The organism is Aeromicrobium sp. (assembly GCF_047606445.1).
Taxonomy (GTDB): domain Bacteria; phylum Actinomycetota; class Actinomycetes; order Propionibacteriales; family Nocardioidaceae; genus Aeromicrobium.
The window spans coordinates 1-23,502 of record NZ_JASGEK010000049.1 but is presented as its reverse complement, the minus strand read 5'-3'; the positions used below and the strand labels follow the sequence as shown (position 1 = coordinate 23,502).

Below are 23,502 nucleotides of genomic sequence, written 5' to 3'. Positions count from 1 at the left end.
GTGACTGCTCTGCGCTTATACGACTCCGCCACCCGCGAGACCACCGAGCTCGTCCCGGTCGTCCCCGGCCGTGTGAGCGTCTACCACTGCGGTCTGACCGTGCAGGGGCCGCCGCACCTGGGGCATATCCGCAAAGAGGTCGTCTTCGACGTGCTGCGCCGCTGGCTGGAGCGCGCCGGCTACGAGGTGACCATCGTCGCCAACGTCACCGACATCGACGACAAGATCCTCGCCAAGGGCGTCGAGCAGGACCGCCCCTGGTACGCCGTCGCCTACGAGAACGAGCGCGCGCTGCACGCCGCCTACGAGGTGCTGGGCTGCCAGCCGCCGAGCTACGAGCCGCGCGCCACCGGCCATGTGCCCGAGATGATCGAGATGATCGCCGACCTGATCGAGCGCGGCCACGCCTACCCGGCCACCGACGACTCCGGCGACGTCTACTTCGACGTGCGCTCCTGGCCCGAGTACGGGGCGCTGAGCAACCAGGACGCCCGCGACATGCAGCCCGCCGAGGACGCGCCGCCGGCCGGCAAGCGCGACCCCCGCGACTTCGCCCTGTGGAAGGGCCGCAAGGAGGGCGAGCCGCTGACCGCGAGCTGGCCGACGCCGTGGGGGCGGGGCCGCCCCGGCTGGCACCTGGAGTGCTCGGCGATGGCCGCGAAGTACCTCGGGAATGAGTTCGACATCCACGGCGGCGGCCTCGACCTGCGCTTCCCGCACCACGAGAACGAGCTCGCCCAGTCGCGCGCGTCCGGGCAGCGTTTCGCCCGCCGCTGGATGCACAACGCGATGCTCAACCTCGGCGGCAAGAAGATGTCCAAGAGCGTCGGCAACACGCTCAGCGTCGCCGAGGTGGTCAAGCGGGTGCCCGCCGTCGCGGTGCGCTACTACCTGCTGTCGGCGCACTACCGGTCGGTGATCGACTACAGCGAGGAGGCGCTGGCCGAGACCGCCGTCGCCTTCGAGCGGATCGAGGGCTTCGTCACCCGTGCGGCCGAGCTGGTCGGGGAGGGCGCGCCGGGCGACGTCCCGGACGAGTTCGCCGAGGCGATGAACGACGACCTCGCCGTGCCCGCCGCCGTCGCGGTGCTCAACGGCGCGGTCACGCGGGGCAACGGCCTGCTGGCGACCGGCGGCGAGGAGCTGCGTGAGACCCTGGCGCAGGTGCGCGGCATGCTCGACGTGCTCGGCGTCGACCCGCTCTCGCCCGTGTGGCGGGGCGACCGTTCGGGCCAGGGTGCCACGGCGGCGCTCGACACACTGGTCGGGACGCTGCTGGAGCAGCGCGCCACGGCCCGGGCGGAGAAGGACTTCGCCACGGCCGACCGGGTCCGCGACCAGTTGAGCGCGGCCGGCATTGACATTGAGGACACCCCGCATGGACCGCGGTGGTCGGTGAAGGGGAGCTAGATGGCAGGCAACAGTCAGCGCCGCGGCGCGGTGAAGAAGTCCGGCAAGGGCAATCCGACCGCCGGGTCGGGCGGCCGTCGCCGTCGCGGCCTGGAGGGCAAGGGCCCGACGCCGCGCGCCGAGGACCGGCCGTACCACAAGGCGCACAAGATGGCCCAGGCCGCCGAGAAGCGCGAGGCGGCCAAGCCGCGCCGCAAGAAGTCCGACGGCGGCCCCGAGTGGGTCGCGGGACGCAACTCGGTGGTCGAGCTGCTGCGCGCCAAAGTGCCGGTGTCCGGCCTGTTCATCGCCGACGGCGTCGAGCGCGACGAGCGGCTGCGCGAGATCCTGCGTCTGTCGTCGGAGCAGCACGTGTCGCTGCAAGGGGTCGGCCGTCACGAGCTCGACCAGCTGACCGGCGGTGCGGTGCACCAGGGCGTCGCGGCCAAGCTCAACGCCTACGACTACGCCGACCCCGACGACCTGCTGGAGATCGCCGCCGAGCGCGGCGAGGACCCGCTCATCGTGATCCTCGACGGCGTCACCGACCCGCGTAACCTCGGCGCGGTGGTGAGGTCGGCCTCGGGCTTCGGCGCGCACGGCGTGGTGATCGCCGAACGGCGGTCGGCCCAGATGACCGCCTCGGCGTGGAAGACCTCGGCGGGCGCGGCGGCGCGGGTGCGGGTGGCGCGGGCGACGAATCTGACCCGGCAGATCCAGGCCTATCAGAAGGCCGGGCTGATGGTGGTCGGGCTGGCCGCCGACGGCGACGTCGCGCTGCCCGACCTCGACCTGGCCGACGGTCCACTGGTGGTCGTGGTCGGCAGCGAGGGCAAGGGCATCTCGCGACTGGTCTCGGAGAACTGCGACCAGATCGTCAGCATCCCGATGGCCTCCGACCTGGAGTCGCTCAACGCGGGCGTCGCGGCGGGCATCGCGCTGTACGCCATCGCGCGGAAGCGCGCCTGACCGTCGTCAGGCGCCCAGCACGCGGTCGAGGTACTCGTTGGTGAACCGGCGCTTCGGGTCGGCCTCGTCGCGCACGGCGACGAAGTCGGCGAAACGGCGGTACTGTCCGGCGAAGTACTCGGCGTCGAGGGTGTGCATCTTGCCCCAGTGGGGGCGGCCCTCGTGCGCGACGAAGATGTCCTGCGCCGCCGCGAAGTACGACGTCGGGTCGATGCGGTGGTACTGGTGCACCGCGACGTAGGCGTTGTCCCGCTCGAAACCGGTCGACATCCACAGGTCGTCGGCGGCCGCGAAGCGCACCTCGATCGGGAAGGACACCAGCTCGTGCTTGGCCGCGAACCACGACTGCAACTCCCCGATCACATCGGCCAGGGCCTCACGCGGCACGGCGAACTCCGACTCGCGGAAGCGCACCCGGCGCGGCGACACGAACACGTCGAAGGAGTCCGAGACATAGGTGCGCGCGCCGAGCAGCGACCCGGAGATCGCGTTGATGCGAGGGATCAGCCGGGGCTGGCTCTCGGCGATCCGCTGCACCCGCTCGTAGACGGTGTTCGACAGGAACTCGTCGTCCCACCAGTGACGCAGCTTGCCGAGCGGCGCGGGCCTCGTGCCCCCTGACACCCGGTTGTTGCGCTTGAGCAGCGCCTTCTCTGTGTGCGGGAACCAGTAGAACTCGGCGTGGTCGTGGTCGTTCGCGAGCTCGTCGAGGCGGTCCACGAGATCGGGCAGCCGTGCGGGCTCCTCGCGCGCCTCCAACAGGAAGGACGGCACGCAGCGCAGCGTCACCTCGGTGATGACGCCGAGCGCGCCGAGGCTGACCGGGGCCGCGCCGAACCACGGGTGGTCCTCGTCGACCTCGACCACGTCGCCGTCGGCGGTGACCAGTTGCACCGCCGCGACCGCGCCCGCGATGCCCTGGAGCTGGCCGCCGGTGCCGTGGGTGCCGGTGGAGACGGCCCCGGCGAGCGACTGCGGGTCGACGTCGCCCAGATTCGGCAGCGCCAGGCCGAGCCGGTGGAGCTTCACGTTCAACTCGTTCAGGCTGATGCCCGCCTGCACCCGCACGTGCCCGGTGGCGGCGTCGTGGCCGAGCACCTGCTTCATCTGGTCGAGACGCACGCACACGCCGTCGGTCTGCGCGATGGGCGTGAAGGAATGGCCCGCGCCGTAGACCTTGACCCGCAGGTCCTCACGCGCCGCCCGCGAGAGCAGGTCTTGGACGTCGGCGACGGACTCGGGGTGGTCGCGCGCCGCCGGTCGCGACTGGACGTTGCCGGCCCAGTTGCTCCAGATGGTCTTGCTGCGGGTCATCATCCGAAGTTCTTCCCTTCACCGCGGTAGGTGGGAGTGGTGGCGACGGTGTCGCCGTCGGTGAGGTGGACGGCGTCGAAGCGCTCGCACATCTCGCCGGCCTTGGCGTGCCGGAACAGGACGCGGTCGCCGGGCGCCAGGTGTCGGGCGGCCTTGCCCGAGACGGGGGTCTGCACCTCGCCGGCGCCCTCGGTCCCGACGAGTGACAGGCCCTCGGGGAACACCGGCGTCGGCACGCGCGAGTCGCCCGCCGCGCCGGAGGCGATGTAGCCGCCGCTGAAGCAGGTGGCGATGGTTTTCGCTGGACGGCGCACGACGTCGAGCGCGAAGAAGGACGCCGGACGCGCCTCGAAGGCGTCGTAGCCGTCGAAGAGCGTCGGGCAGAACAGGCCCGACCCGGCGGTCAGCTCGGTCAGCGCGGGGTCGGCCCCCGTGACCTCCAGGCTGCCGGTGCCGCCGCCGTTGACGATCTCCAGGTCGGCGAGCCCGCGGACGGCCGCGACGACCTCGCCGCGCCGGGTCGCCAACTCGTCGGCGGACTTTTTCTTCACCAGGCGGACGGCGGGCGAGGAGTCGGGCAGGCCGGCGATCTGCGCGTCGTAGAACATCACCCCGACCAGGTGGAAGCCGCGACGTCGCACGATCTTCTCGGCCGCCTTTCGCGCCTGGCGGACGGTGTGGACGGGGGAGCGGCGCACGCCGAGATGCACCGGTCCGAGCCGCAGCGAGGCGTCGACGTCGAGGCAGACACGGATGGTCGGATGGTCGTGGCCGAGCACTCCGTCGATGGCGTCGAGCGAGTCCACGCTGTCGATCATGAGAGTGATCGCGGCGCGACGCTGCTCGGTGGCGACGAGGTCGGCCAGGGCGGGCGCGTTGACCGTCGGATAGGCCAGCAGGACGTCGTCGTGGCCGAGGTCGGCCAGCCAGACGCTCTCGGCCAGCGAGTACGTCATCAGCCCGGAGAACGCCTCGTGCGCGGCGGCCTGGTCGATGATCGAGCGGACCCGCACCGACTTCGTCGCGACCCGGATCGGAACGCCGTGCGCGCGCCGGGCGAGGTCGGCGAGATTGGCCTCCAGCGCGGGACGGTCGATGATGGCGAGCGGCGCGGGGAGGTGCCGGGTGGCGGACAGCAGGCGCGCGGGATCGGTCACCGGCCCAGTATGGCGCACACCACAGCGAGGTCAAGGCTACGATGGCCCGGTTGCCCCTGTAGCTCAGTTGGTAGAGCGCTTCACTTGTAATGAAGATGTCGCGGGTTCGACTCCTGTCGGGGGCTCTGACTCTTCCGGATTTGCTCGGAGGCGGGTGAGTCGGGTCGTCATCGTGTAGTCCTTGGCGGGGCCGGAGACGGTCCAGACGATCGACCACGCGTCGCGGCCGACGGTGACCAGGCCGCGGTAGGTGTCGCGGCCGCAGGGATGCACGACCTGGTCGCCGGTGCGCCAGGGGTGGAAGTCGCGGCCGTCGTCGAAGGTGACCTGCCAGCCGTCCTCGCGCGGCTCGACGAACAGCGTCCGCTCGACGGGCGTCGACCCGCCCTCCCACGTCATCTCGCCAGTCTCGGACCACCGCACCCGGCCGTCGTCGGTCAGCTCCAGCGTCGTCGTGCCGGTGACGCGGCGCGCCGGGCCGAGCCGGTCGTCGATGTCGCGCTCGAAGGACCAGGTCCCGACGAGCTCGCGCGGGTCGTCCATGTTCCTCCATACCCTCGGGCGGTATCTCAGCAACCTTACGTCGAGCCCAGGGGTAAGCCAGTAACCCTACGAGGTGTGGATGAGGTTGCTGCGCTACCTCCCCGGCGGGGGAAGGGTTGCTGACGTACCTCCCACCGTTCGGAAGGGTTGCTGACGCACCTCCCCGGGCTCAGCGCACAAGAGAACGGGCGGACTCCCCGAAGGGAGCCCGCCCGTTCAGAGCGTCAGCGAGACGTCACTCGGCGGCGTCGAGGGCGGCGGCCACGCGGCGGTGGGCCTCCCAGATCTCCTCCGGCAGACGGTCGAACTGGTTCAGGTGCTCCTCGCGGTAGCCGATCTCCTGCTTCCAGCGCTCGACGTCGATGGTCAAGATCGTGTCGAGGTCGGCGAGGGCCTGCTCGTCGAGGCCCTCCAGCAGCAGCTCCTCGCGCTTGGGCAGCACGCCGACGGGCGTCTCGACGCCCTCGACCTCGCCGTTCTTGTACTGCATGAGCCACACCAGCGGACGCAGGTTCTCGCGGTAGCCCGGCCACAGGAAGCGGCCGTCCTCGCCGCGCTGGAACCAGTTGACGTGCGCGAAGATCGGCTTGGTCGTGGTGCGGCTGAAGACCTCCAGCCAGTGCGCGGCGTAGTCGCCCTCGCCGTAGGCCATGAACGGACGCATCGACATCGGGTCGTAGCGCAGCACGCCCTCCAGGCCGTCGGCCGCGGCGGTGGCCTCGGCGCCCAGCGTGAGGCCGTCGTAGACGCCCTCGGCGACGTCGTTGATCGCGCGGATCAGCGGCTCGCGGTCACGCGTGCGGCCGCCGAAGATGACGCCGTGGATCTCCACGCCCGCCGGCTCCTCGTAGTCGGCCGCCACGTTCGGGACGTGGTCGAGCGTCGTGGTGAAGCGGCTGTTCGGGTGCGCCCACGGGTCGTCCGCCTCCTCGGGGGAGCGGTCGGCGACAGCCTCGCCCTTCCAGTCGAGCCAGCCGTCGAGGTCGGCCGGCTTCTCGCCGCGGCCCTCCCACCAGACCTCCTGGGTCTTGGCGTTGTAGGCGACGTTCGTGAAGATGGCGCCGGTGCCCGGGACGATCGAGTCGATCGCGGTCGGGTTGGTCAGCTCGTTGGTGTCCTTCGCGACGCCGAAGACGCCGTTCTCCGGGTTCATGCCGTAGAGCTTGCCGTCGTCGCCGACCCACAGCCACGCGATGTCGTCGCCGTAGAACTCGACGTGGTAGCGGTCGCCCAGCGCGTCGGGGGCCAGCGTCATCGCCAGGTTCGTCTTGCCCGAGGCCGACGGGAAGCCGCCGCAGATGTGGTACTTCTCGCCGGTCTCCTTGTCGACGACGCCCAGCAGCATGAACTGCTCGACGAGGAAGCCGTTCTTCCAGCCGTCGTAGGCGCCCTGGCGCAGGCCGTGGGCGATCTTGCCCAGCAGCGCGTTGCCGCCGTAGGAGGAGCCGTAGTGCAAGATCGTGCGCTCGTCGGCGACGGTCACGAAGTAGCGCTGGTCGTCGGGGGTGCCCTGGCCGAGGTTCGGCAGGTCGCCGGTGACGTGCACGGCGCGGACGAAGGAGTCGCCCAGGTCGTTGATGAAGTCGACGCCGACGCGCGCCATGCGGATCATCTGCAGCACGACGCTGCGGTTGTCGGTCAGCTCCACGCCCGCGGCGAACTTCTCCAGCGGCGAGCCCTTCGGCGCCATCAGGTAGGGGATGACGTACATCGTCTTGCCGGCCGACGCGCCGGTCATCAGCTCGGTGAGCTTCGCGGTCATCTCCGCAGCCGGGCGCCAGTTGTTGTAGACGCCCTTGTCGGCCTCGTCGCTCGTGGCGACGATGGTGCGCTCCTCGGCGCGGGCGGTGTCCTTGTGGTAGCTGCGCGAGTAGTAGCGGCCCTCGCCTGCGGGGAGCAGCTCGCCGGCCTCGAGGGCCTCGGCGATCAAGCGGTCGTCGTCACTGGCGTTGACCACCTCGACGCGCTCCGCGCCGGTGACTCCGGCCCAGTGCTTGACGTACTCGCGGACGTGCGGGTTGGTGAGCCCTGCGGCGTCCAGTGTCTCGTCGATGTCAGTCATCGCCCGTGGGATTCCTCTCCATTGAAAGACAGGCGTCATTCTCCAGCGGACGCCCATGCCAGGGCATCGTGCCATATCCGTCCGATATACGGACAGGCGGTCGGACGGCCCGGCGGCTCACCGGTCGCCGAAGACGGGTCGGCGCTTCTCCCGGAAGGCCGTGACGCCCTCGGCGAAGTCGTCGGCGGCGAGCAGACCGAGCTGGCCCTTGCGCTCCAGAACGAAGCCGCGGTCGAAGGCGCCGAGGGTGACGGCGTTGACGGCGGCTTTGGTGTGGGCGAAGGCGGCGCTCGGGCCGTGGGCGAGCCGGTCGACCGTCGTGGTGACGTGGTCCTCGAAGGCGTCCGAACGGGTGACGGTGGCGATCAGCCCCTGCGTGTGCGCCTCGTCGGCCGAGAGCCGCTCGGCCAGCAGCGCCATGCGCATCGCCGTCGCACGGCCGACCGACGCGGCGACCAGCGCAGTCGCGCCGCCGTCGGGCATCAGGCCGATCTTGGTGAAGGCGAGCATGAAGAAGGCGGCGTCGCTGGCGAGCGTGAGGTCGGCGGCCAGCGCGATCGGCACGCCCATTCCGGCGCACGGACCCTGGACCGCCGTCACGACCGGCAGCGGCGTGGCGACCATGGCGCGGACCAGCCGCTCGCCGGCGTGCAGCGTCGCGTGGTCGTCGTCGTCCTCGACGGACTCCAGATCGGCGCCGGAGCAGAAGCCGCGCCCCTCGGCGCGCAGCGCGATCACCCGCGCGTCGGTGGCGGCGGCCCCCTCCACCAGGTCGGCGAGGTCGTCCAGCAGATCGGCGTTGATCGAGTTGAGGCTGTCGGGGCGCCGCAGCCACAACGTCAGGACGCCGCCGACGTTCCGCCAGCCGACGTCCTCACCTGACCGGGTTCCGGGAGTGAGGTCGCTCATATCGGCGACTGTACGAAGCGAGCGGGTCGCCGACGTGTCGCCGCGTCCCTCTAGGGTGAGGGAGTGAGCGTGAGCACATCGGGGGACTCGACGCTGCGGCTCGTCCACGGGCCGGGCCAACCGGGACAGGAGTTGACGGCCGACGAGGTCGTCGGTGCCTATCCGTGGCCGGACGACCGCCCGTGGGTGCGTGCCATGATGGTCACGACGCTCGACGGCGCCGCCGCCGGAGCCGACGGACTCAGCGGCTCGGTGTCGTCGGTCGCCGACAAGGCGGTCTTCGACGCGGTCCGCCGTTACGCCGACGCCGTGCTGATCGGCAGCGGCACGATGCGCGCCGAGCAGTACTCGCCGATGCGCGCCAAGCCCGAGGACGCCGAACGTCGCGCCGCCGCCGGACAGTCGCCAGCTCCGGTGATCGCGGTCGTCAGCAGTTCCCTCGACCTCCCCTGGGACCTCCCGGTCTGGTCGGAGTCGACCCACCGCCCGTTGGTCGTCACCGACGAGGGCGGCGACGAGCAGTGGCTGGAACGCGCGCGGGAGCACGCCGAAGTGGTCGAGCTGCCGCAGGCCACGCCGCGCGCGATCGTCGAGGCGTTGGTCGGGCGAGGGCTGCGCCGGATCGTCTGCGAGGGCGGGCCGACGCTGTTGCGCGAACTCGTCGCCGAGGGTCTGGTCGACGAGGCCGACATCACGATCGCGCCGCTGTTCGCCGGCACCGGCGCCACGCCGACCACCGCCGTCCTGCCGGAGGCCGCGCGCGGACGGCTCGCCCATCTGCTGACCGGCGACGGCTTCGTCATGGCCCGCTACCTGATGGGCGAGGCATGATCCGTCTGACGGACCTGGCCCGGCTGGCCGCCGAGCACGCCGGCGACCTCGCGCACGAGGTCGCGCCGCTGCGGATCGGCGACCGGGTGATCGACACCGACCGCGAGCCGGTCCTGATGAGCGTGGTCAACCTGTCGCGCGACTCGGCGTACCGCGAGAGCGTCGCGGTGAGCGCCCGGGCGGCGCTGCGCATGGCCCGCACACAGGTCGCCCAAGGCGCCGACGTGGTCGACCTCGGCGCGGAGTCGAGCCGGGCCGCGGCTGCCGAGGTGTCCGCCGACGAGCAGATCCGCGCCCTGATGCCGGTGATCGAGCCGCTGGCCGACGAGGGGGTCGCGCTGTCGCTGGAGAGCTACGACGCGCGGGTGGTGCGCGTCGGCCTCGCCGCAGGCGTCTCGGTGCTCAACCTCACCGGATCGCAGGACGACGACGAGATGTTCGCCCTCGCCGCCGAGCACGGCGCGACGGTCGTGCTCTGCCACGTGCTCGGCCGTCACGCCCGGGCGCTCGACGGCCGCGACGTCGACGCCGACCCCGTGCCGCGCATGCTCGACGGCTTCGGCGCGCGGATCGAACGGGCCAGGGAGCTGGGCGTGACCGATCTGGTGATCGACCCCGGCGTCGGCTTCAGCTTCCGCATGGACGACATGACCTCACGGGCGCGTTACCAGGCGACGACGTTGCTCCACTCGTTCCGGCTGCGACGCCTCGGAGTGCCGGTCTGCCACGCGCTGCCGCACGCGTTCGAGGTGTTCGGCGACCAGTTCCGCAGCGGCGAGGGCTACTTCACCGTCCTCGCCCACCTCGGCGGCACCGGCGTCTACCGCACCCACGAGGTGCCGCTGGTGCGCGCCGTGCTCGACGCGCTCGCGATGACGAGCGCCGAGGTCTAGGCGGTCGACGTCTCCCCGGAGGCTTCTCCGGCGGGCTCGGGTTCGAGCGCCGGCGGCTCCTCCTCGCCGACCTCGTCTTTGATCTGCTCGTTGATGTAGCGCAGCACCTCGGCGACCGTCGCGGCCACCGGCACCGCGAGGAAGGCGCCGGTGATGCCGAACAGCGAGCCGCCCGCGGTGACCGACAGCAGCACCACGGCGGCGTGCAGGTTCATGCTCTTGCCTTGCAGCCACGGCGACAGGAAGTTGCCCTCGAGTTGTTGCACGGCGACCACGATGAGCAGGACGATCAGCGCGTCGCGGGGCGAGTTGGTCACCAGGGTCACCAAAACGGCCAGCGCGCCGGAGACGAAGGCGCCGACGATCGGGATGAAGCCGCCGAGGAAGGTGACGACGGCGAGCGGCAGCCACAGCGGCACGCCGACGAAGAACATGCCCGCGCCGATGATGACCGCGTCGATGAGCGCGACCAGGGTCTGGGTGCGGATGAAGCCGCCGAGGGTGTCCCACGCCCGGCCGAGCACCTCCACGGTGTGCTGCGCCGCCGGGCGCCCGCCGATGGTCGCGACCCATGGCAGGAAGCGGTGGCCGTCCTTGACGAACAGGAAGGTGAGGATCAAGATGACCACGAAGTTGACCACGATGGAGGTGGCCGCGCCGATGGTGGTGAACACGCCGGCGCTGATCGTCGCGGCGCTCTCCCGCAGCTTCTCCTGGACGGCGGTGATCGCCGTGGTCATCTGTCCGTCGCTGACCTTGAGCGGACCGTCGGTCAGCCAGTCGCGCACTTCGAGCAGGCCGTTGCTGGCCTTCTCCGCGATGGTCGGAGCCTGGCCGACGACCTGTGGCGCGAGGATCGCGACGATGCCGACGATGGCGCCGACGAAGCTGAGCATCACGATCGCCGCAGCCAACGCGTCGGGCAGGCCACGTCCGCGCAGCCAGGCGACCGGCGGGCCGAGCACCGTGGCCACGACGAGCGCGATGGCGACCGGGAACCACACCATCCAGGTGCGTCCGACGACCCAGCCGAGCACGAAGGCGGCTGCCGCGATGAGGACGATGCGCAGCGCCCACCGCTGCATCGTGGCGAAGCCGCGGTCGATGACGGCCGCGCGGTCGAGGGGCTGAGCGCTCATGGCGTCAGACTAGTCCGCGGGTGAGACGGCCGGACCGAGCCGCCAGTCGACCGGCGCGGCGCCCTGCGCGACGAGCAGTTCGTTGGCGCGGCTGAACGGGCGGGAGCCGAAGAAACCGCGTGAGGCCGACAGCGGGCTCGGGTGCGGCGAGGCGATCCGCGGGACGTCGCCGAGCAGCGGGCCGAGGTTCTGCGCGTCGCGCCCCCAGAGGATCGCGACGAGCGGTCCGCCGCGGGCGACGAGCGCCCGGATCGCCTGCTCGGTGACCTTCTCCCAGCCCTTGCCGCGATGGCTGCCCGGATTTCCCGGACGCACGGTGAGCACGCGGTTGAGCAGCAGCACGCCCTGGTCGGCCCACGCGGACAGGTCGCCGTGCGCGGCCGGCTCGATGCCGAGGTCGCTCTGGAGTTCGGCGTAGATGTTCTGCAGGCTGCGCGGGACCGGACGGACGTCGGGCGCGACGGAGAAGCTCAGGCCGACGGGATGGCCGGGCGTCGGGTAGGGGTCCTGGCCGGTGATGAGCACGCGCACGTCGGCGAGCGGACGGGTGAAGGCGCGCAGCACGTGCTCGCCGTCGGGCAGATAGCGGCGGCCCTGGGCGATCTCGGCGCGCAGGAAGTCGCCGAGCGCTGCGATGTCGGGGGCGACGGGCGCGAGGGCGTCGGCCCAGTCGGGGGCGATGATCTCGGCGAGGGGTCGAGGCACCCTCGCAGCGTAGTCTCGCCGGGTGAGCGCGGTGCAGTCCTATCGGCGGTTGGCGGAGGTCGTGGGTCCGGCCTATGTGGGCGTGGCCTTTCTCGGGCGGGTGCCGTTGGCGATGAGCCAGATGGGGACGCTGCTGTTGGTCAGCCACACCTCGGGCAGCTATGCGGTCGGCGGCGGTGCGGCCGGGGCGCTCGCGGTGCTCAACGCGGTCGGCGCGCCGTGGTTCGGCTCGCTGGCCGACCGGATCGGGCAGCGTCCGGTGGTCCTCGTCCAGTCACTCGCCGGCGCGGTGGGCCTGGTGGGCCTGGTGGTCGTCGCCGACGCGGGAGCCTCGGCGTGGGCGGTGGTCGCGACGGCGGGCCTGGCGGGCCTGGCGATCCCGCAGATCGGCCCGATGGCGCGGGTGCGGTGGGGGCCGGTGCTGGCGGGGGAGCCGCAGCGGCGACGGCTGCTCGACACCGCCTTCTCCTATGAGGGGGCCGCCGACGAATTGTCGTTCGTGCTGGGTCCGGCGACCGTGGGCGCGTTGGCGGTGCCGGTCGCGCCGCAGGGCGCCTTGATCGTGGCCGGCGTCGTGCTGGGGGTGTTCGGGTCGGCCTTCGCCGTGCATCCGACCGCAGAGCTCACGCGTCCGGAGTCGGACGCGGCGACGTCGACGGGGCGGGTGCTGACCGTGACGCTCGCACTGCTCGTGGGAGCCCAGCTGCTCATCGGCATGCTGTTCGGCGCGACCCAGACCGGCGCGACGGTGCTGGCCACGGAGGCGGGCCAGGCGGGGCTCGCCGGGCTGATCCACGCCACGCTCGGCGTCGGCAGCGTGATCGCGGGCCTGGCGGTCGCGGCGCTGCCCGAGCGGATCGGCTATCGCCGTCGCGCGCTGGTCGCCGCATGTGGACTTGTCGTCTTATCGACTCCCTTGCTGTGGGTGCAGACGGTCGGCCAGTTGATCGCGGTGATCGTGCTGCTCGGTTTCGCGGTCGCGCCGTACATGATCAGCAGCTTCGCGATGGCCGGTCAGATCGTCGCCGCCGACCGGGTGGGCACGGCGATGACGCTGCTGGCCGGCGCGACCGGCTGCGGCTACGCCATCGGTTCCTCGGTCGCCGGACGCCTCGCCGACGGCGTGCCCGGCCTCGTCCCCGACGGCGGTCACACGGCCGCCTTCGCCGTCACGGTGGCCGCCACCGTCCTGGCGTTGGCGGTTTCCCTGTGTCTCGCGAGGGGAAGAGGCGGGAGATGAGTTGGGGTGAGGCGGTCCCGTTGGCGGGCGAGCGCGTCCGTCTGGAGCCGATGACCCGCGACCACGCGGCGGGGATCACGGCGGCGGCCGACGACGACGCGGTCTTCGAGCACTTGCGCATCCCGCGTCCGGTCGGGGTCGACGGAGCCCGGGAGATGATCGACGGCTACCTGGCGATGCGGCCCGGCCTGTCGCCGTGGGTCCAGGTGGTCGACGGCGAGGTCGCGGGCATGACCACCTATTACGACCTCGACGAGAGCCTGCGCACGGTCGCCATCGGCCACACCTGGCTGGGCCGCCGCTTCTGGCGCACCCGCGCCAACACCGAGGCGAAACTGTTGCTGCTCGCCCACGCCTTCGAGGCGTTGGACTGTGTGCGGGTCGTCTGGCACGTCGACCTCCGCAACGCGCGCTCCCAGGCGGCGGTGCTGCGCCTCGGCGCCACCCGCGAGGGGGTCCTGCGCAAACACAAACAGCGCCGCGACGGCTCCTGGCGCGACACCGTCGTCTTCTCGATGACCGACGACGACTGGCCCGAGGCGCAGGAAGCTCTCGTCGCCCGCCTCGCCGACGGCTAGCGCCAGAGACGCCTCACACCGGACGCACGCGCATCGTGTGGGTCTCGGGCTCCAGCTCGCCGAGGAAGTCGTTGGCCCACTGGTCGATGTCGTTCTCCATGACCTGCTTGCGCAGCGCCTTCATGCGGCGGGCCTGTTCCTTCGGCGAGGCGCGGATGGCGTCGAGCATGGCCTGCTTCATGCCGTTGATGTCGTAGGGGTTGACCAGATACGACTGCTTCAACTCGCCGGCCGCGCCCGCGAACTCGCTCAGCACGAGCGTGCCGGTGTCGTCGTAGCGACAGGCGATGTACTCCTTGGCGACGAGGTTCATGCCGTCGCGCAGCGGCGTCACGACCATGACGTCGGCGGCCAGGTAGAACGCCGCCATCTCCTCGCGCGGATACGACGCGTGCAGATAGGTGATGGGCTGCGGACCGATCCGGCCGATGTCGCCGTTGATGCGTCCGACCAGCCGGTCGATGTCGTCGCGCAGTGTCTTGTACGAAGCGACCCGCTCGCGCGACGGTGTGGCGACCTGCAGGAACACCGCGTCGTCGAGGTGCAGCGCGCCGGAGCTCATCAGCTCGCCGAAGGCGCGGATGCGCTGCCGCAGCCCCTTGGTGTAGTCGAGCCGGTCGATGCCGAGCACCAGCTTCTTCGGATTGCCGAGGCTCTCGCGGATCTCGGCCGCCCGGGCCACGACCGACGGCGTGCGGGCCAGCTCCTCGAAGCCCTTCGCGTCGATGGAGATGGGGAAGGCCTTCGCCCGCACGACCCGCCCGTCGGGCAGGAACACCTGGTCGCGGTGGGTCTTGTGGCCGGTGTGCTTGCGCACGAGGCGGATGAAGTTCTGCGCCGCGCCGGGCAGCTGGAAGCCGACGAGGTCGGCGCCCAGCAGACCCTCCAGGTTCTCCCTGCGCCACGGCAACTGCTGGAACAGCTCGGTCGGCGGGAAGGGGATGTGCAGGAAGAAGCCGATGCGCACGTCGGGCCGCAGCTCGCGCAGCATGCGGGGCACCAGTTGCAGCTGGTAGTCCTGCACCCACACGACCGCGTCCTCGGCGGCGACTTTCGCGGCCCGTTCGGCGAAGCGCCGGTTGACCGTCACATAGGCGTCCCACCACTCGCGGTGGAAGGCCGGCGGTGCGATGACGTCGTGGTAGAGCGGCCACAGCGTGCCGTTGGAGAAGCCCTCGTAGTACTCGACGACCTCGGTCTCGCTCAGCGGCACCGGCACGAGCTTCACGCCGTCGTGGGTGAACGGGCGCAGCTTCTCGTCGGGGGCGCCGTGCCAGCCGATCCACGCACCTCCCTTGCGGCGCATCACCGGCTCCAGCGCGGTGACCAGGCCGCCGGGGGAGGTGCGCCAGGTGGTGGTCCCGTCGGGCGCCACCACCCGGTCGACGGGCAGGCGGTTGGCGATGACGACGAACTCGGCGCCACCAGACGTCTTCGTGCCGGAGGAGGCCATGGCCGGCAGCCTAGTGGAGCCGTGTTACCGCGGTGTTGAATGACCGTCGTGTGATTCGAGGGATAGGGTGGGGCGCATGAGCGCCGTGCCCGAGCCCCGAGAGACGCCCGACGCCGCCGTTGGCGCCCTGCCGGAGCGAGAACGCCAGATCCTCGACTTCGAGCGCACCTGGTGGAAGTACGCTGGGGCGAAGGAACAAGCCATTCGGGAGAAGTTCGACATGTCGGCGACCCGCTACTACCAGATGCTCAACGCGCTGATCGACCGTGAGGAAGCCCTCGCGGTCGACCCGCTGCTGGTCAAGCGCCTGCGCCGGCTCCGCACTGACCGCGCCCGCGCCCGTTCGGCGCGTCGGCTGAGCACCCCTGTGTGAGGACGGCATGGATCACCGCAGAACGATCACCATGAAAGCCTTCGTCCCGCCGATCTGGCTGATCGCCGGAGCCGTGGCGGCCGTGGCGCTCGGCGTCGTCGGTTTGGGAGCGCTGGCGCTGACGGGAGGCTCGGACTCCGACGACGTCACGGCCAAACCGACGCCGACCGCCACGGCGACCGAGGGCGAGGGCGGTGACGAAGGAGAGGGCGACGACACCGCGACCCCGACGCCCACGCCGACCCCCACCGAGGAGGTCGTCCCGGCGCCCGACTCGATCCCGGTCGAGCCGCCTCCGTCGCCGCGCAGCTACGGCGTCTCGGTGCTGAGCAAGTCCACGACCGACGACCAGCTCGCGGCCGACGGCTATGTGCATCTGGCGCACCGTGGATGGGGCGACCTGAAGTCGGGCAACTGCAGCAACGCCTGCGCCTCGGTCACCGGCAACGGCGTGTTCTACCCGCCGGGCATGGAGGAGGCGGCGCGTGAGGCTGCCGCCGACCTCGGCCTGTCCACCGTGCAGCCGAGCCTGCCGTCGATGCGGTCCGACCGCGTCTCGGTGGTCTTGGTGAACCGTCCGGCCGTGCTGAAGCCGTCGTGACGGCGGACGCCGCGCTGCGCGACCTTCTCGTCTCCGACCCTGCGGGCGTCCTGCTCGCCCTCGACTTCGACGGCACGCTCGCGCCGATCGTCGACGATCCGGCCGCGGCTGCGGTGCATCCGCGCTCGCTCGCCGCGCTCGACCGGCTTGCGCCGCGTCTGGGCGGTGTCGCGATCATCACCGGTCGCCCGGTGGCGCAGGTGCTCGCTCTGGGCCGTTTCGCCGAGCGACCCGGCCTGTCGGGGCTGGAGGTGCGGGGACAGTACGGGGCCGAGCGGTGGTCGGCCGCGACCGGCGCCCACAGCGGCGGCGAGCGGCACGAGGTGGTCGAACGGCTGGTGGCCGAGTTGCCCGGCCTGCTCGACGCGTGGGGGGCTCCGGGCGCGCGCGTGGAGGACAAAGGCCTCGCCGTCGCGGTGCACACCCGTGGTCTCGATCCGGTGGCGTCGGAGTTGATCGACGCGCCGTTGGCCGCGCTGGCGGCGGAGTTCGATCTGACGGTCGAGCCGGGGCGTCAGGTCGTGGAGTTGCGGGCCGCCTCGGTGACCAAGGGCGACGCGCTGCGCGAGGTGGTCGCGGCGGCGGCCGTGCATACGGTGGTCTTCGCCGGCGACGACCTCGGCGACCTTCCGGCCTTCGACGCCCTCGACGACCTGGCCAGCCGGGGGCTGGGGGCGGTCAAGGTCTGCTCGGCCTCGGCAGAGCAGGACGCGCTCGTGTCCCGCGCCGACCTCGTGCTCGACGGCCCCGACGGGGTGGCCGACTGGCTGACCGAACTCGCCGACCTCGTCGAAGGACGTTGAATGCTGTCGCACACCCCTTGGACCCGTGTCCGCACGGTCGTCAACTGGGTGAACCTGTCGACGCCGCTCGGCCTGCTCGTCGCGTGGGCGGGCGGCGCGACCATCGTCAAGCGCGGCCGGGGCACTTATGTCGCAGGCGGCTACCGCTGGAGGTTCCCGGTGGCGAGCGCCTTCACGGTCGGCAGCGTCATCGTCAGCACCCGTGAGACGGAGCGGTTGATCGGCCGGGAGCGGCTGCTGCGCCACGAGGACCGGCACGTCACGCAGTACGCCTGGTGCGTCGGCCCGGTCATGCTGCTGTTGTACGTGCTGTGCGCCGGGTACTCCTACGTCGTGGCCGGCGACCACTCCTCCTACAACCCCTTCGAACGCCTCGCCGGCCTCGCCGAGGGCGGCTACCCCGAGCCGAGGACCCGCTGGGCTGAGAACGCCGGCCGCGAGGGCTGAGTCAGTCGTCGAGCAGTTCGGCGGGGGTGACGGTGACGGGGAAGGGGAGCGTCGCGGTCCAGGACGCGTCGGCGGCGACTCTCGCCTCCTCGACGTAGACGCCGCCGGCCAGGGCCCAGACGGTCAACTCCGGGCCGTCGGGCTCGATGGTCCAGTAGGACGGGCAGCCCGCCTGGGCGAGGAGCTCACGCTTTCGGCCGAGGTCGATCAGACGCGTCGACGGTGACGCGATCTCCACGGCGAGCAATGGTGCGGTCGGCAGTCGAGCGGCTGTGATGTCAGCGCGTCGAGCGACGATGAGGTCGGGCTCGAGCGATATGCGAGGGCCGAGACGCACGTCGAACGGCGCGATCATCACTTTGTGGTCTGCCGGGGCGTGTGCTCGCAAGAGGATGCCGAGGCTGAGCGCGATGTCCTGGTGCCGCGTGTTCGGCGCGGGGCTCATGACCAGCACCCCGTCGAGCAGCTCATGCCGGTACCCGTCGTCGGGCAGCGTGTCGAGGTCGTCGACCGTGAACGGTCCCCCGTAGACGATCAGGTCGCCGCGCGGGGCCTCGGAGATGGGCGCGATGGTCATAGTCACTATGGTGCCTCCTTCGAGTCATACGGGCCACTGTCAGTTCAGGAGGGCTTTCTGTCGAGCGGGATATCCACAGCCGAGCCTCGAAGGGCGCACCTCAGCCAGCGGCACCCATCAGCGGATCCTCAGTTCAGGTAGCCGTCGTCGGTGGCGAGCCGGGTCAGGTGATGGGAGTTGCCGACCTTGATGCCGACGCTGCGGTACTTCTCGCGGATGCGGGTCAGATGCGTCTTGACGACGCCCTCGCTGACGCCGAGCACGCGGGCCGTTGCCCGGTAGTCGAGTCCCTCGTCGATGGCGCGGAGCACCTGGACCTGGCGTTCGGACAGATTCGCGACGATCTGGGGATCGGTCAGCAGTGCGTTGGCCAGCGGCCCGGACACGCAGAACTCTCCGTCCGCAGCCTGATGGATCGCGGTCACGACCGTTCTCAGCGGATCGCTCTTCAGCAGCACCCCGGACGCGCCGGCGGCCACGGCGCGCCGCAGCGGCACCGCACGCTCTTCGGTCGTGTACATCAGCACGAGCGCACCGGTGTCGAGCAACGCGGGAATGTGCCCGAGGGAGTCGCCTTCGGACAGCAGGAGGTCCAGGAGGACGACATCGGCACGATGCTCGCCGTCCAGATACTCCTCGACGGTGGTGGCAGAGGACACCACCTGGATCTCCGGATCGTTGCGCTGCAGGTGCTCGGCGAGTCCTTCACGCACGACTGGATGATTATCGATGGTCGCTACGGTGATCACGCCGTCACTCTCCTAGCCGCGACGCGGCACGACGAGTCGGCTGATCGGTAGACACCGGGGCGCGGCCGTCCAGCGAGATGACGGTGCGGAACTCGTCGTCGATCACCCGCGCCGGCACCCGGCCCAGGATGTCGCCGAGATCCCCGAGCGGCGGCAGGACCGAGACCCGGAGGGAGTCGTCGGGTCCGGTCGGCGGGATGACGGTCAGGGTGTGCCGCCCGTCGCTGCGTTCGAGCAGTCCGCGGAGCAGGTCGCCGATCCGTTGGTCGCCGCCGGACGGCGAGACTCCGGGCCGCAGCCGGAGCCGTCCGCCGCGCGCGCGAAAAGCCGCTGCGGCCGAGCGCAGCGTCGCGTCGAAGAAACCAGGGGCGTAGAGGTCGTCGCGCACCTCGGCGGCATAGCGGGCGGCCAGCTCGGCGACCTCCGGGTCGTCCAGATCCTCACGCCCGTCGGCGATCTCGAGCAGCCACGGCATGACCACGTGGTGCGTGTGTGCCAGGTGACGATCCGAGATCAGGGCGGCGGAGCGGCGGACCACACGCTCCAAGGAGGCCGCGGCGAGGGCGGCCTCCTCGCGGCGGATATCGGTACCGATGGCGCGCAGCATGAGGCCCAGCCCGACGCCGATGAGCGGGAGGAGTACGGCGGCCTGCATCGCTCCGACGGGCACCTGTCCGTGACTCAACGCCGGGTCGATCCGCCACGCGACGACCACGGCCAGCGGACACAGGAGCGAGGTGGCCACGCCGAGCAGCGGCGGAACGGTGAGGACGAGCATCATCACCGGAACCGCGAGGTAGCCGACGGTCCAGCCTCGTCCGTCGAGCAGCCCGCCCGAGGGCATCTGGGCGAGGCCGACGACCTCGCAGGCCAGGATCGCTACGGTCATCGCGGCGTACCACCGGCCGGTGGGCGGCCGGTGGCGGAGCCGGTCGATGAGCACGATGGTGAGCCCGGTGAGCAGGACCGCCAGCAGGAGCGAGACGGCCGGACGCGACCACGTGAACGAATGCCGCAGGCCCATGGCCGTGAACGTGGCGGTGATCGGCGCGGCGATGAGGGCGACCGGCGGTGCCGAGCCGGTGGCCCGCAGGGTCAGGTCGTAGCTGTGCTCCAGGGGGCCGGACGAACGCTGGGAGGTCAGGGGGAGACGGAGACGGAGGGTCAGCCCTCCTCCGGGGGTCTCGGCGAATTCGACGTCACCGCCCAGGTCCGTGATCGGTGAGATGAGCGAGCGGGTCATGCCGAATCCGGGCCGATGCGCCGGGTCGACGCCCCGGCCGTGGTCGGTGATCGTGGTCACGAGCGAGTCCGGTTCGGCCGCGACGATCAGTTCGGCCTCGTCGGTGCCGCTGTGCCGCGCGACATTGCGCAGCGCCTCGCCGACGGCTCGGGCCAAGGCGGCCTGTTCGCGGGAGGTGAGCCGGATCGACCGCGCGCTCTCGCTGATCGTCGTTGTCACGGACAGGGGGGGGGGAATCGCCGATGGCCATAGCGACGGCTGAGGGAACGTCGCTCATGCCCGGCGGGGGCACGACCGCGGAGGCGAGCCGGGTCGGCGAGGCTGCCTCGTTGACGGCGCGGGATGCTTCGCGGCAGGCGAGGCGGACGGCCTCGTCGTGAGGGCGGTTGCGGGCGGCCACGAGGCGAAGCGCGTGGAGCACGTCGTCGTGCAGGGTCCGTTCGGCTTCGATGACGGCCCGCCGTTCGCTCTCCTCGCGCTGCAGCGCCAAACGCTGCTCGCGCCGGGTGGCGTCCACGGCCTCGGCGCGGATCGCCGCGTGTTCGAGGGCGTCGGCGAAGGCCACGGCGGCCAGCGACATCGACGCGGCGATGAGCGCCTCGTCGGCTCCGGCGGACCATTCCCCGCCCAGGGCACCTCGGCCGAGGACCCACACCGCGCCGACGGCGATCATCACCGTGACGAGCCACGGCAGCCGCAAGAGGCGTGCCGCGCTCAGGCCCGTCGCCGCGACGCAGAACCCGCTCGCTCCGTAACTCCACACCGGCTGGATGTCCTGCGCGACGACGAGGAACGGCGGAATCGCAGCGAGTACGCACAGGTGGCCCATGCGCTCGCCGTGGACCTGTAGGTCGGCGGCCACGCCGAGGCAGACGGCGACGGGCAGCGTGATGACGGCGACCGCGGCGACGGAGTGCGGGGCGGTCGTGAACAACGGAACCAGGTTGACTGCGGCCATGCCGAGGAGGATGAGTCCGTGGAAGCGGAGGATCCAGCGCTCCAGCCGGGCGACCCGGTCCGAAGGCGTCTCCGCGCTGTTCATGGGTCCTATGGTGCTTCCCCGGCTTCGTGCGGGTCAAAAGGCACCCGGCCCCTGAGGTGTGAGGCCGCCTGCGGCCGAGCCTCGAAGGGTGCGACGAGCCGGGTCCTGAGGTGCCGCGAGGAACGAGCGGCCTCGAAGGGCGAAGAGCGCACCTCAGGGACCGGATTCCGCCTTCCGTGGCATTGCTCAGGACCCCGCGCGTCCAATATCCGGACCGATTGGACATAGGGCGAGACGCCTTCGTAGGCTTGAACCACTCATCACGAGGGGTGGAGGGACACGGCCCGGCGAAGCCCCAGCAACCAGTCGGACCTCGACCAGGTGCTCCGTCCGTCTCGGAAATCAGTCCGGGAAAGATGACGCAGGAGGCTTGCGTGACCATCACCGCTGTTCCCCCGACCACCTCTCTCCGCGAGGGCGCTTTCGGCCCCGCCACCGGCCTCGTCTGTCGCGAGTGCGGCACGACCCGCGAACTCGGCCCGCACTACGCCTGTCACGAGTGTTTCGGGCCGCTGGAGATCGGCTACGAGTTCGGCACGGTCACCCGTGAGCAGATCGAGGCCGGACCGGCCAACATCTGGCGCTACAAGGCGCTCCTCCCGGTGCCCGAGGACATCGAGTCCAGCCCGAACCTCGAACCCGGCTTCACGCGGCTCCTCGACGCCCGCAACCTCGCCGCCGAACTCGGCCTGACGCAGCTCTGGGTCAAGGACGACAGCACCAACCCCACCAACTCCTTCAAGGACCGCGTCGTCGCCTGCGCGCTGAGCGCCGCCCGCGAGTTCGGCTCCAAGGTTTTCGCCTGCCCCTCGACGGGCAACCTCGCCAACGCCGTCGCCGCAGCCGGTGCCCGCGCGGGCATCCGCACCGTGGTCTTCATCCCGAGCAACCTCGAGACGCCCAAGCAGGTCAACTCGGCGGTCTTCACCGACAACCTGGTCGCGGTCGACGGCACCTACGACGACGTCAACAAGCTCGCCAGCGAGATCGCCGGCGAGGAGGACGGCTGGGCGTTCGTCAACGTCAACGTCCGTCCCTTCTACGCCGAGGGCTCCAAGACGCTCGGCTACGAGATCGCCGAGCAGCTCGGCTGGCGCCTGCCCGACCAGATCGTCATCCCGGTCGCCTCCGGCTCGCAGCTGACCAAGGTGCACAAGGCGTTCCAGGAGCTCATCAAGCTCGGCCTCGTCGAGGACAAGCCGTACAAGGTCTTCGGCGCCCAGGCCGAGGGCTGCTCGCCGGTCGCCGCCGCCTACGAGGCCGGCGTCGACGCGATCCGTCCGGTCAAGCCCGACACCATCGCCAAGTCGCTGGCCATCGGCAACCCCGCCGACGGCATCTACGTGCTCGACATCGCGCGTCAGACGGGCGGCGCGGTGGAGAAGGTCACCGACGACGAGATCCGCTCGGCGATCGTGCTGCTCGCCCGCACCGAGGGCGTGTTCACCGAGACCGCCGGCGGCACGACCGTCGCCGTCTTGAAGAAGCTCGCCCGGACCGGCCAGCTCGACCCGAGCGCCGAGACCGTCGTCATCAACACCGGCCACGGCCTCAAGACCCTCGACGCGGTGTCGTCGTCGGTCGGCCCGGCCGCCACCATCGCCCCGACGTACGACGCCTTCGTCGCCGCCGACCTGGCCTGAGCGCCACCCACCCCTCGTCCTTCCCTAGGAGCTTCGACATGTCCGTCTCCGTCCGCATCCCCACCATCCTGCGCGCCTACACCGGCGATTCCTCCCAGGTCAGCGCCGAGGGCGCCACCGTCGCCGAGGTGCTCGACTCGCTGGAGTCGGCCTACCCGGGCATCAAGGCCCGTGTCGTCGACGAGGACGGCTCGCTGCGCCGCTTCGTCAACATCTACGTCGCCGAGGAGGACGTGCGCTTCGAGCAGGGCCTGGAGACCGCGACTCCCGACGGCACGCAGATCTCGATCATCCCCGCCGTCGCCGGAGGCTGTTGAGCCTTCCCGCCCCGCCCACGGCGCCCGTCACCGACCCGGTGGCGGGCGCCGTGTCGTTTCTAGGACGGGCGACGCCGGCGGTCCGCTGCCGGGGTTGTGAACTGTTCTGGGGTGAGCCCGTCGAGGAGGTCGCCGGCGGGGACGTCGAGGGCCTGGGCGATGCGCACCAGGGTGAAGACGCTGGGCATGGCGCGCCCGTGCTCGTAGGCGCGGATGTTCGACGAGTCGATCGAGGTGCGCACCGCGACCTCGTCCTGGGTGAGCCCCTGGCGGACGCGATGTTCGGCGATGCGCGCGCCGATATGAGCGGCGGCGTTCGAGGCGACCCTGGGCACGCCCCCAGCCTGAGGGCGCGAGGTAGCGAGTGCCAGGTTGCTTGTCACCGGGTACTTGTACCCGCTAGGGAACCGCTGATCAACTCGTAGGTCTGGGGCGGTGTCGGCTGGCCGGGCTGTCCGGTCAGGGTTGTGGGGTCGAGTTTGGGTCTTTGGAGGGTGATTTTCCTTGTGTTCCTGCCCTTTCCCG

General features: G+C 71.1%; 23 protein-coding genes, 1 tRNA gene, 1 pseudogene and 1 riboswitch. Of the genes and pseudogenes, 13 read left to right on the top strand and 12 right to left on the bottom strand.

Features of this window, described 5'->3' with window-relative positions:
• A complete protein-coding gene (gene cysS, locus QM621_RS09415; RefSeq protein WP_414990117.1) occupies positions 1-1,410 on the top strand; it encodes a cysteine--tRNA ligase in 1,410 nt (469 codons plus the stop codon).
• Positions 1,411-2,358, top strand: coding sequence for a 23S rRNA (guanosine(2251)-2'-O)-methyltransferase RlmB (rlmB, locus tag QM621_RS09410; RefSeq protein ID WP_414990116.1), 948 nt, complete (start codon positions 1,411-1,413; stop codon positions 2,356-2,358).
• Positions 2,359-2,364: 6 nt separating this feature from the next.
• Here the strand turns inward: rlmB and QM621_RS09405 are convergent, their stop codons facing one another.
• Together QM621_RS09405 and QM621_RS09400 are read right to left on the bottom strand one after the other, a co-directional pair.
• Positions 2,365-3,675: a D-arabinono-1,4-lactone oxidase gene (locus QM621_RS09405; protein WP_414990115.1), complete on the bottom strand. Its 1,311-nt coding sequence runs from the start codon at positions 3,673-3,675 to the stop codon at positions 2,365-2,367.
• Complete coding sequence (locus QM621_RS09400) at positions 3,672-4,829, bottom strand: amino acid deaminase/aldolase (RefSeq protein ID WP_414990114.1); 1,158 nt, start codon at positions 4,827-4,829, stop codon at positions 3,672-3,674. Before QM621_RS09400 ends, QM621_RS09405 begins: the two co-directional genes overlap by 4 nt.
• Positions 4,830-4,881: 52 nt before the next feature.
• Between QM621_RS09400 and QM621_RS09395 the strand changes: the two genes are divergently transcribed.
• A tRNA-Thr gene (locus QM621_RS09395) sits at positions 4,882-4,954 on the top strand.
• Positions 4,955-4,991: 37 nt separating this feature from the next.
• On the opposite strand, the pseudogene QM621_RS09390 reads toward QM621_RS09395, so the two are convergent.
• From QM621_RS09390 to QM621_RS09380, 3 genes and pseudogenes are all read right to left on the bottom strand, one after another.
• Positions 4,992-5,372 (bottom strand): annotated as a pseudogene (locus tag QM621_RS09390) (DUF6314 family protein); the annotation flags it as partial.
• A gap of 235 nt (positions 5,373-5,607) precedes the next feature.
• Positions 5,608-7,434 carry a phosphoenolpyruvate carboxykinase (GTP) gene (locus QM621_RS09385; RefSeq protein WP_414990113.1) on the bottom strand — a complete coding sequence of 609 codons (1,827 nt, stop codon included), beginning with the start codon at positions 7,432-7,434 and terminating at the stop codon, positions 5,608-5,610.
• A 117-nt stretch (positions 7,435-7,551) separates the two neighbouring features.
• Positions 7,552-8,343 carry an enoyl-CoA hydratase-related protein gene (locus QM621_RS09380; protein WP_414990112.1) on the bottom strand — a complete coding sequence of 264 codons (792 nt, stop codon included), beginning with the start codon at positions 8,341-8,343 and terminating at the stop codon, positions 7,552-7,554.
• A 69-nt stretch (positions 8,344-8,412) separates the two neighbouring features.
• Here QM621_RS09380 and QM621_RS09375 point away from each other — a divergent pair, with 69 nt between their 5' ends.
• Positions 8,413-9,174 (top strand): dihydrofolate reductase family protein, encoded by a 762-nt coding sequence (locus tag QM621_RS09375; protein ID WP_414990111.1) that lies wholly within the window; start codon positions 8,413-8,415, stop codon positions 9,172-9,174.
• Positions 9,171-10,067 carry a dihydropteroate synthase gene (locus QM621_RS09370; protein WP_414990110.1) on the top strand — a complete coding sequence of 299 codons (897 nt, stop codon included), beginning with the start codon at positions 9,171-9,173 and terminating at the stop codon, positions 10,065-10,067. The genes QM621_RS09375 and QM621_RS09370 overlap by 4 nt, the downstream gene beginning before the upstream one ends.
• Here the strand turns inward: QM621_RS09370 and QM621_RS09365 are convergent.
• Both QM621_RS09365 and QM621_RS09360 read right to left on the bottom strand, forming a co-directional pair.
• Positions 10,064-11,206: an AI-2E family transporter gene (locus QM621_RS09365; RefSeq protein WP_414990109.1), complete on the bottom strand. Its 1,143-nt coding sequence runs from the start codon at positions 11,204-11,206 to the stop codon at positions 10,064-10,066. The two genes, QM621_RS09370 and QM621_RS09365, sit on opposite strands and share 4 nt — an antisense overlap.
• Positions 11,207-11,215: 9 nt before the next feature.
• Complete coding sequence (locus QM621_RS09360) at positions 11,216-11,911, bottom strand: uracil-DNA glycosylase (protein ID WP_414990108.1); 696 nt, start codon at positions 11,909-11,911, stop codon at positions 11,216-11,218.
• Between the two features lie 22 nt (positions 11,912-11,933).
• On the opposite strand from QM621_RS09360, the gene QM621_RS09355 reads away from it, so the two are divergent.
• Both QM621_RS09355 and QM621_RS09350 read left to right on the top strand, forming a co-directional pair.
• Positions 11,934-13,151 carry an MFS transporter gene (locus QM621_RS09355; RefSeq protein WP_414990107.1) on the top strand — a complete coding sequence of 406 codons (1,218 nt, stop codon included), beginning with the start codon at positions 11,934-11,936 and terminating at the stop codon, positions 13,149-13,151.
• Positions 13,148-13,729: a GNAT family N-acetyltransferase gene (locus tag QM621_RS09350; protein WP_414990106.1), complete on the top strand. Its 582-nt coding sequence runs from the start codon at positions 13,148-13,150 to the stop codon at positions 13,727-13,729. The genes QM621_RS09355 and QM621_RS09350 overlap by 4 nt, the downstream gene beginning before the upstream one ends.
• A gap of 13 nt (positions 13,730-13,742) precedes the next feature.
• Here the strand turns inward: QM621_RS09350 and QM621_RS09345 are convergent, their stop codons facing one another.
• On the bottom strand, positions 13,743-15,182 hold the full coding sequence (locus QM621_RS09345; RefSeq protein WP_414990105.1) for an alpha,alpha-trehalose-phosphate synthase (UDP-forming): 1,440 nt from the start codon (positions 15,180-15,182) through the stop codon (positions 13,743-13,745).
• Between the two features lie 76 nt (positions 15,183-15,258).
• On the opposite strand from QM621_RS09345, the gene QM621_RS09340 reads away from it, so the two are divergent.
• Genes QM621_RS09340 through QM621_RS09325 form a run of 4 tightly spaced genes read left to right on the top strand, consistent with a single transcriptional unit; the run spans position 15,259 to position 17,406 of the window.
• Positions 15,259-15,555: a DUF3263 domain-containing protein gene (locus QM621_RS09340; protein ID WP_414990104.1), complete on the top strand. Its 297-nt coding sequence runs from the start codon at positions 15,259-15,261 to the stop codon at positions 15,553-15,555.
• 31 nt (positions 15,556-15,586) lie between these two features.
• Positions 15,587-16,156, top strand: a complete 570-nt coding sequence (locus QM621_RS09335) for a hypothetical protein (protein WP_414990103.1) — start codon at positions 15,587-15,589, stop codon at positions 16,154-16,156.
• Positions 16,153-16,959 (top strand): trehalose-phosphatase, encoded by an 807-nt coding sequence (otsB, locus tag QM621_RS09330; RefSeq protein ID WP_414990102.1) that lies wholly within the window; start codon positions 16,153-16,155, stop codon positions 16,957-16,959. The genes QM621_RS09335 and otsB overlap by 4 nt, the downstream gene beginning before the upstream one ends.
• A complete protein-coding gene (locus QM621_RS09325; protein WP_414990101.1) occupies positions 16,960-17,406 on the top strand; it encodes a hypothetical protein in 447 nt (148 codons plus the stop codon). It abuts the gene before it with no gap.
• A 1-nt stretch (position 17,407) separates the two neighbouring features.
• On the opposite strand, the gene QM621_RS09320 is transcribed toward QM621_RS09325, so the two are convergent.
• The 3 genes from QM621_RS09320 to QM621_RS09310 form a co-directional block, all read right to left on the bottom strand.
• Positions 17,408-17,983 carry a Uma2 family endonuclease gene (locus QM621_RS09320; protein ID WP_414990100.1) on the bottom strand — a complete coding sequence of 192 codons (576 nt, stop codon included), beginning with the start codon at positions 17,981-17,983 and terminating at the stop codon, positions 17,408-17,410.
• A 128-nt stretch (positions 17,984-18,111) separates the two neighbouring features.
• Positions 18,112-18,732, bottom strand: a complete 621-nt coding sequence (locus QM621_RS09315; RefSeq protein ID WP_414990099.1) for a response regulator — start codon at positions 18,730-18,732, stop codon at positions 18,112-18,114.
• Between the two features lie 4 nt (positions 18,733-18,736).
• On the bottom strand, positions 18,737-20,131 hold the full coding sequence (locus tag QM621_RS09310; protein ID WP_414990098.1) for an ATP-binding protein: 1,395 nt from the start codon (positions 20,129-20,131) through the stop codon (positions 18,737-18,739).
• 1,140 nt (positions 20,132-21,271) lie between these two features.
• Positions 21,272-21,380: riboswitch (SAM riboswitch) on the top strand.
• Positions 21,381-21,397: 17 nt separating this feature from the next.
• Between QM621_RS09310 and thrC the strand changes: the two genes are divergently transcribed.
• Together thrC and QM621_RS09300 are read left to right on the top strand one after the other, a co-directional pair.
• The gene (gene thrC / locus QM621_RS09305; protein WP_414990134.1) at positions 21,398-22,660 is read left to right on the top strand and encodes a threonine synthase; all 1,263 of its coding nucleotides are present in this window, start codon (positions 21,398-21,400) and stop codon (positions 22,658-22,660) included.
• A 38-nt stretch (positions 22,661-22,698) separates the two neighbouring features.
• Positions 22,699-22,977, top strand: a complete 279-nt coding sequence (locus QM621_RS09300) for a ubiquitin-like small modifier protein 1 (RefSeq protein WP_414990097.1) — start codon at positions 22,699-22,701, stop codon at positions 22,975-22,977.
• Between the two features lie 59 nt (positions 22,978-23,036).
• Here the strand turns inward: QM621_RS09300 and QM621_RS09295 are convergent, their stop codons facing one another.
• A complete protein-coding gene (locus QM621_RS09295) occupies positions 23,037-23,312 on the bottom strand; it encodes a helix-turn-helix domain-containing protein (protein ID WP_414990096.1) in 276 nt (91 codons plus the stop codon).
• Positions 23,313-23,502: the final 190 nt, after the last annotated feature.

Coding starts and splice junctions, on each gene's coding strand:
- rlmB (WP_414990116.1), top strand. CDS start 1,411: ATGGCAGGCAACAGTCAGCGCCGCGGCGCGGTGAAGAAGTCCGGCAAG.
- QM621_RS09405 (WP_414990115.1), bottom strand. CDS start 3,675: ATGATGACCCGCAGCAAGACCATCTGGAGCAACTGGGCCGGCAACGTC.
- QM621_RS09385 (WP_414990113.1), bottom strand. CDS start 7,434: ATGACTGACATCGACGAGACACTGGACGCCGCAGGGCTCACCAACCCG.
- QM621_RS09380 (WP_414990112.1), bottom strand. CDS start 8,343: ATGAGCGACCTCACTCCCGGAACCCGGTCAGGTGAGGACGTCGGCTGG.
- QM621_RS09370 (WP_414990110.1), top strand. CDS start 9,171: ATGATCCGTCTGACGGACCTGGCCCGGCTGGCCGCCGAGCACGCCGGC.
- QM621_RS09365 (WP_414990109.1), bottom strand. CDS start 11,206: ATGAGCGCTCAGCCCCTCGACCGCGCGGCCGTCATCGACCGCGGCTTC.
- QM621_RS09350 (WP_414990106.1), top strand. CDS start 13,148: ATGAGTTGGGGTGAGGCGGTCCCGTTGGCGGGCGAGCGCGTCCGTCTG.
- QM621_RS09345 (WP_414990105.1), bottom strand. CDS start 15,182: ATGGCCTCCTCCGGCACGAAGACGTCTGGTGGCGCCGAGTTCGTCGTC.
- QM621_RS09340 (WP_414990104.1), top strand. CDS start 15,259: ATGAGCGCCGTGCCCGAGCCCCGAGAGACGCCCGACGCCGCCGTTGGC.
- QM621_RS09335 (WP_414990103.1), top strand. CDS start 15,587: ATGAAAGCCTTCGTCCCGCCGATCTGGCTGATCGCCGGAGCCGTGGCG.
- QM621_RS09325 (WP_414990101.1), top strand. CDS start 16,960: ATGCTGTCGCACACCCCTTGGACCCGTGTCCGCACGGTCGTCAACTGG.
- QM621_RS09320 (WP_414990100.1), bottom strand. CDS start 17,983: ATGACCATCGCGCCCATCTCCGAGGCCCCGCGCGGCGACCTGATCGTC.
- QM621_RS09300 (WP_414990097.1), top strand. CDS start 22,699: ATGTCCGTCTCCGTCCGCATCCCCACCATCCTGCGCGCCTACACCGGC.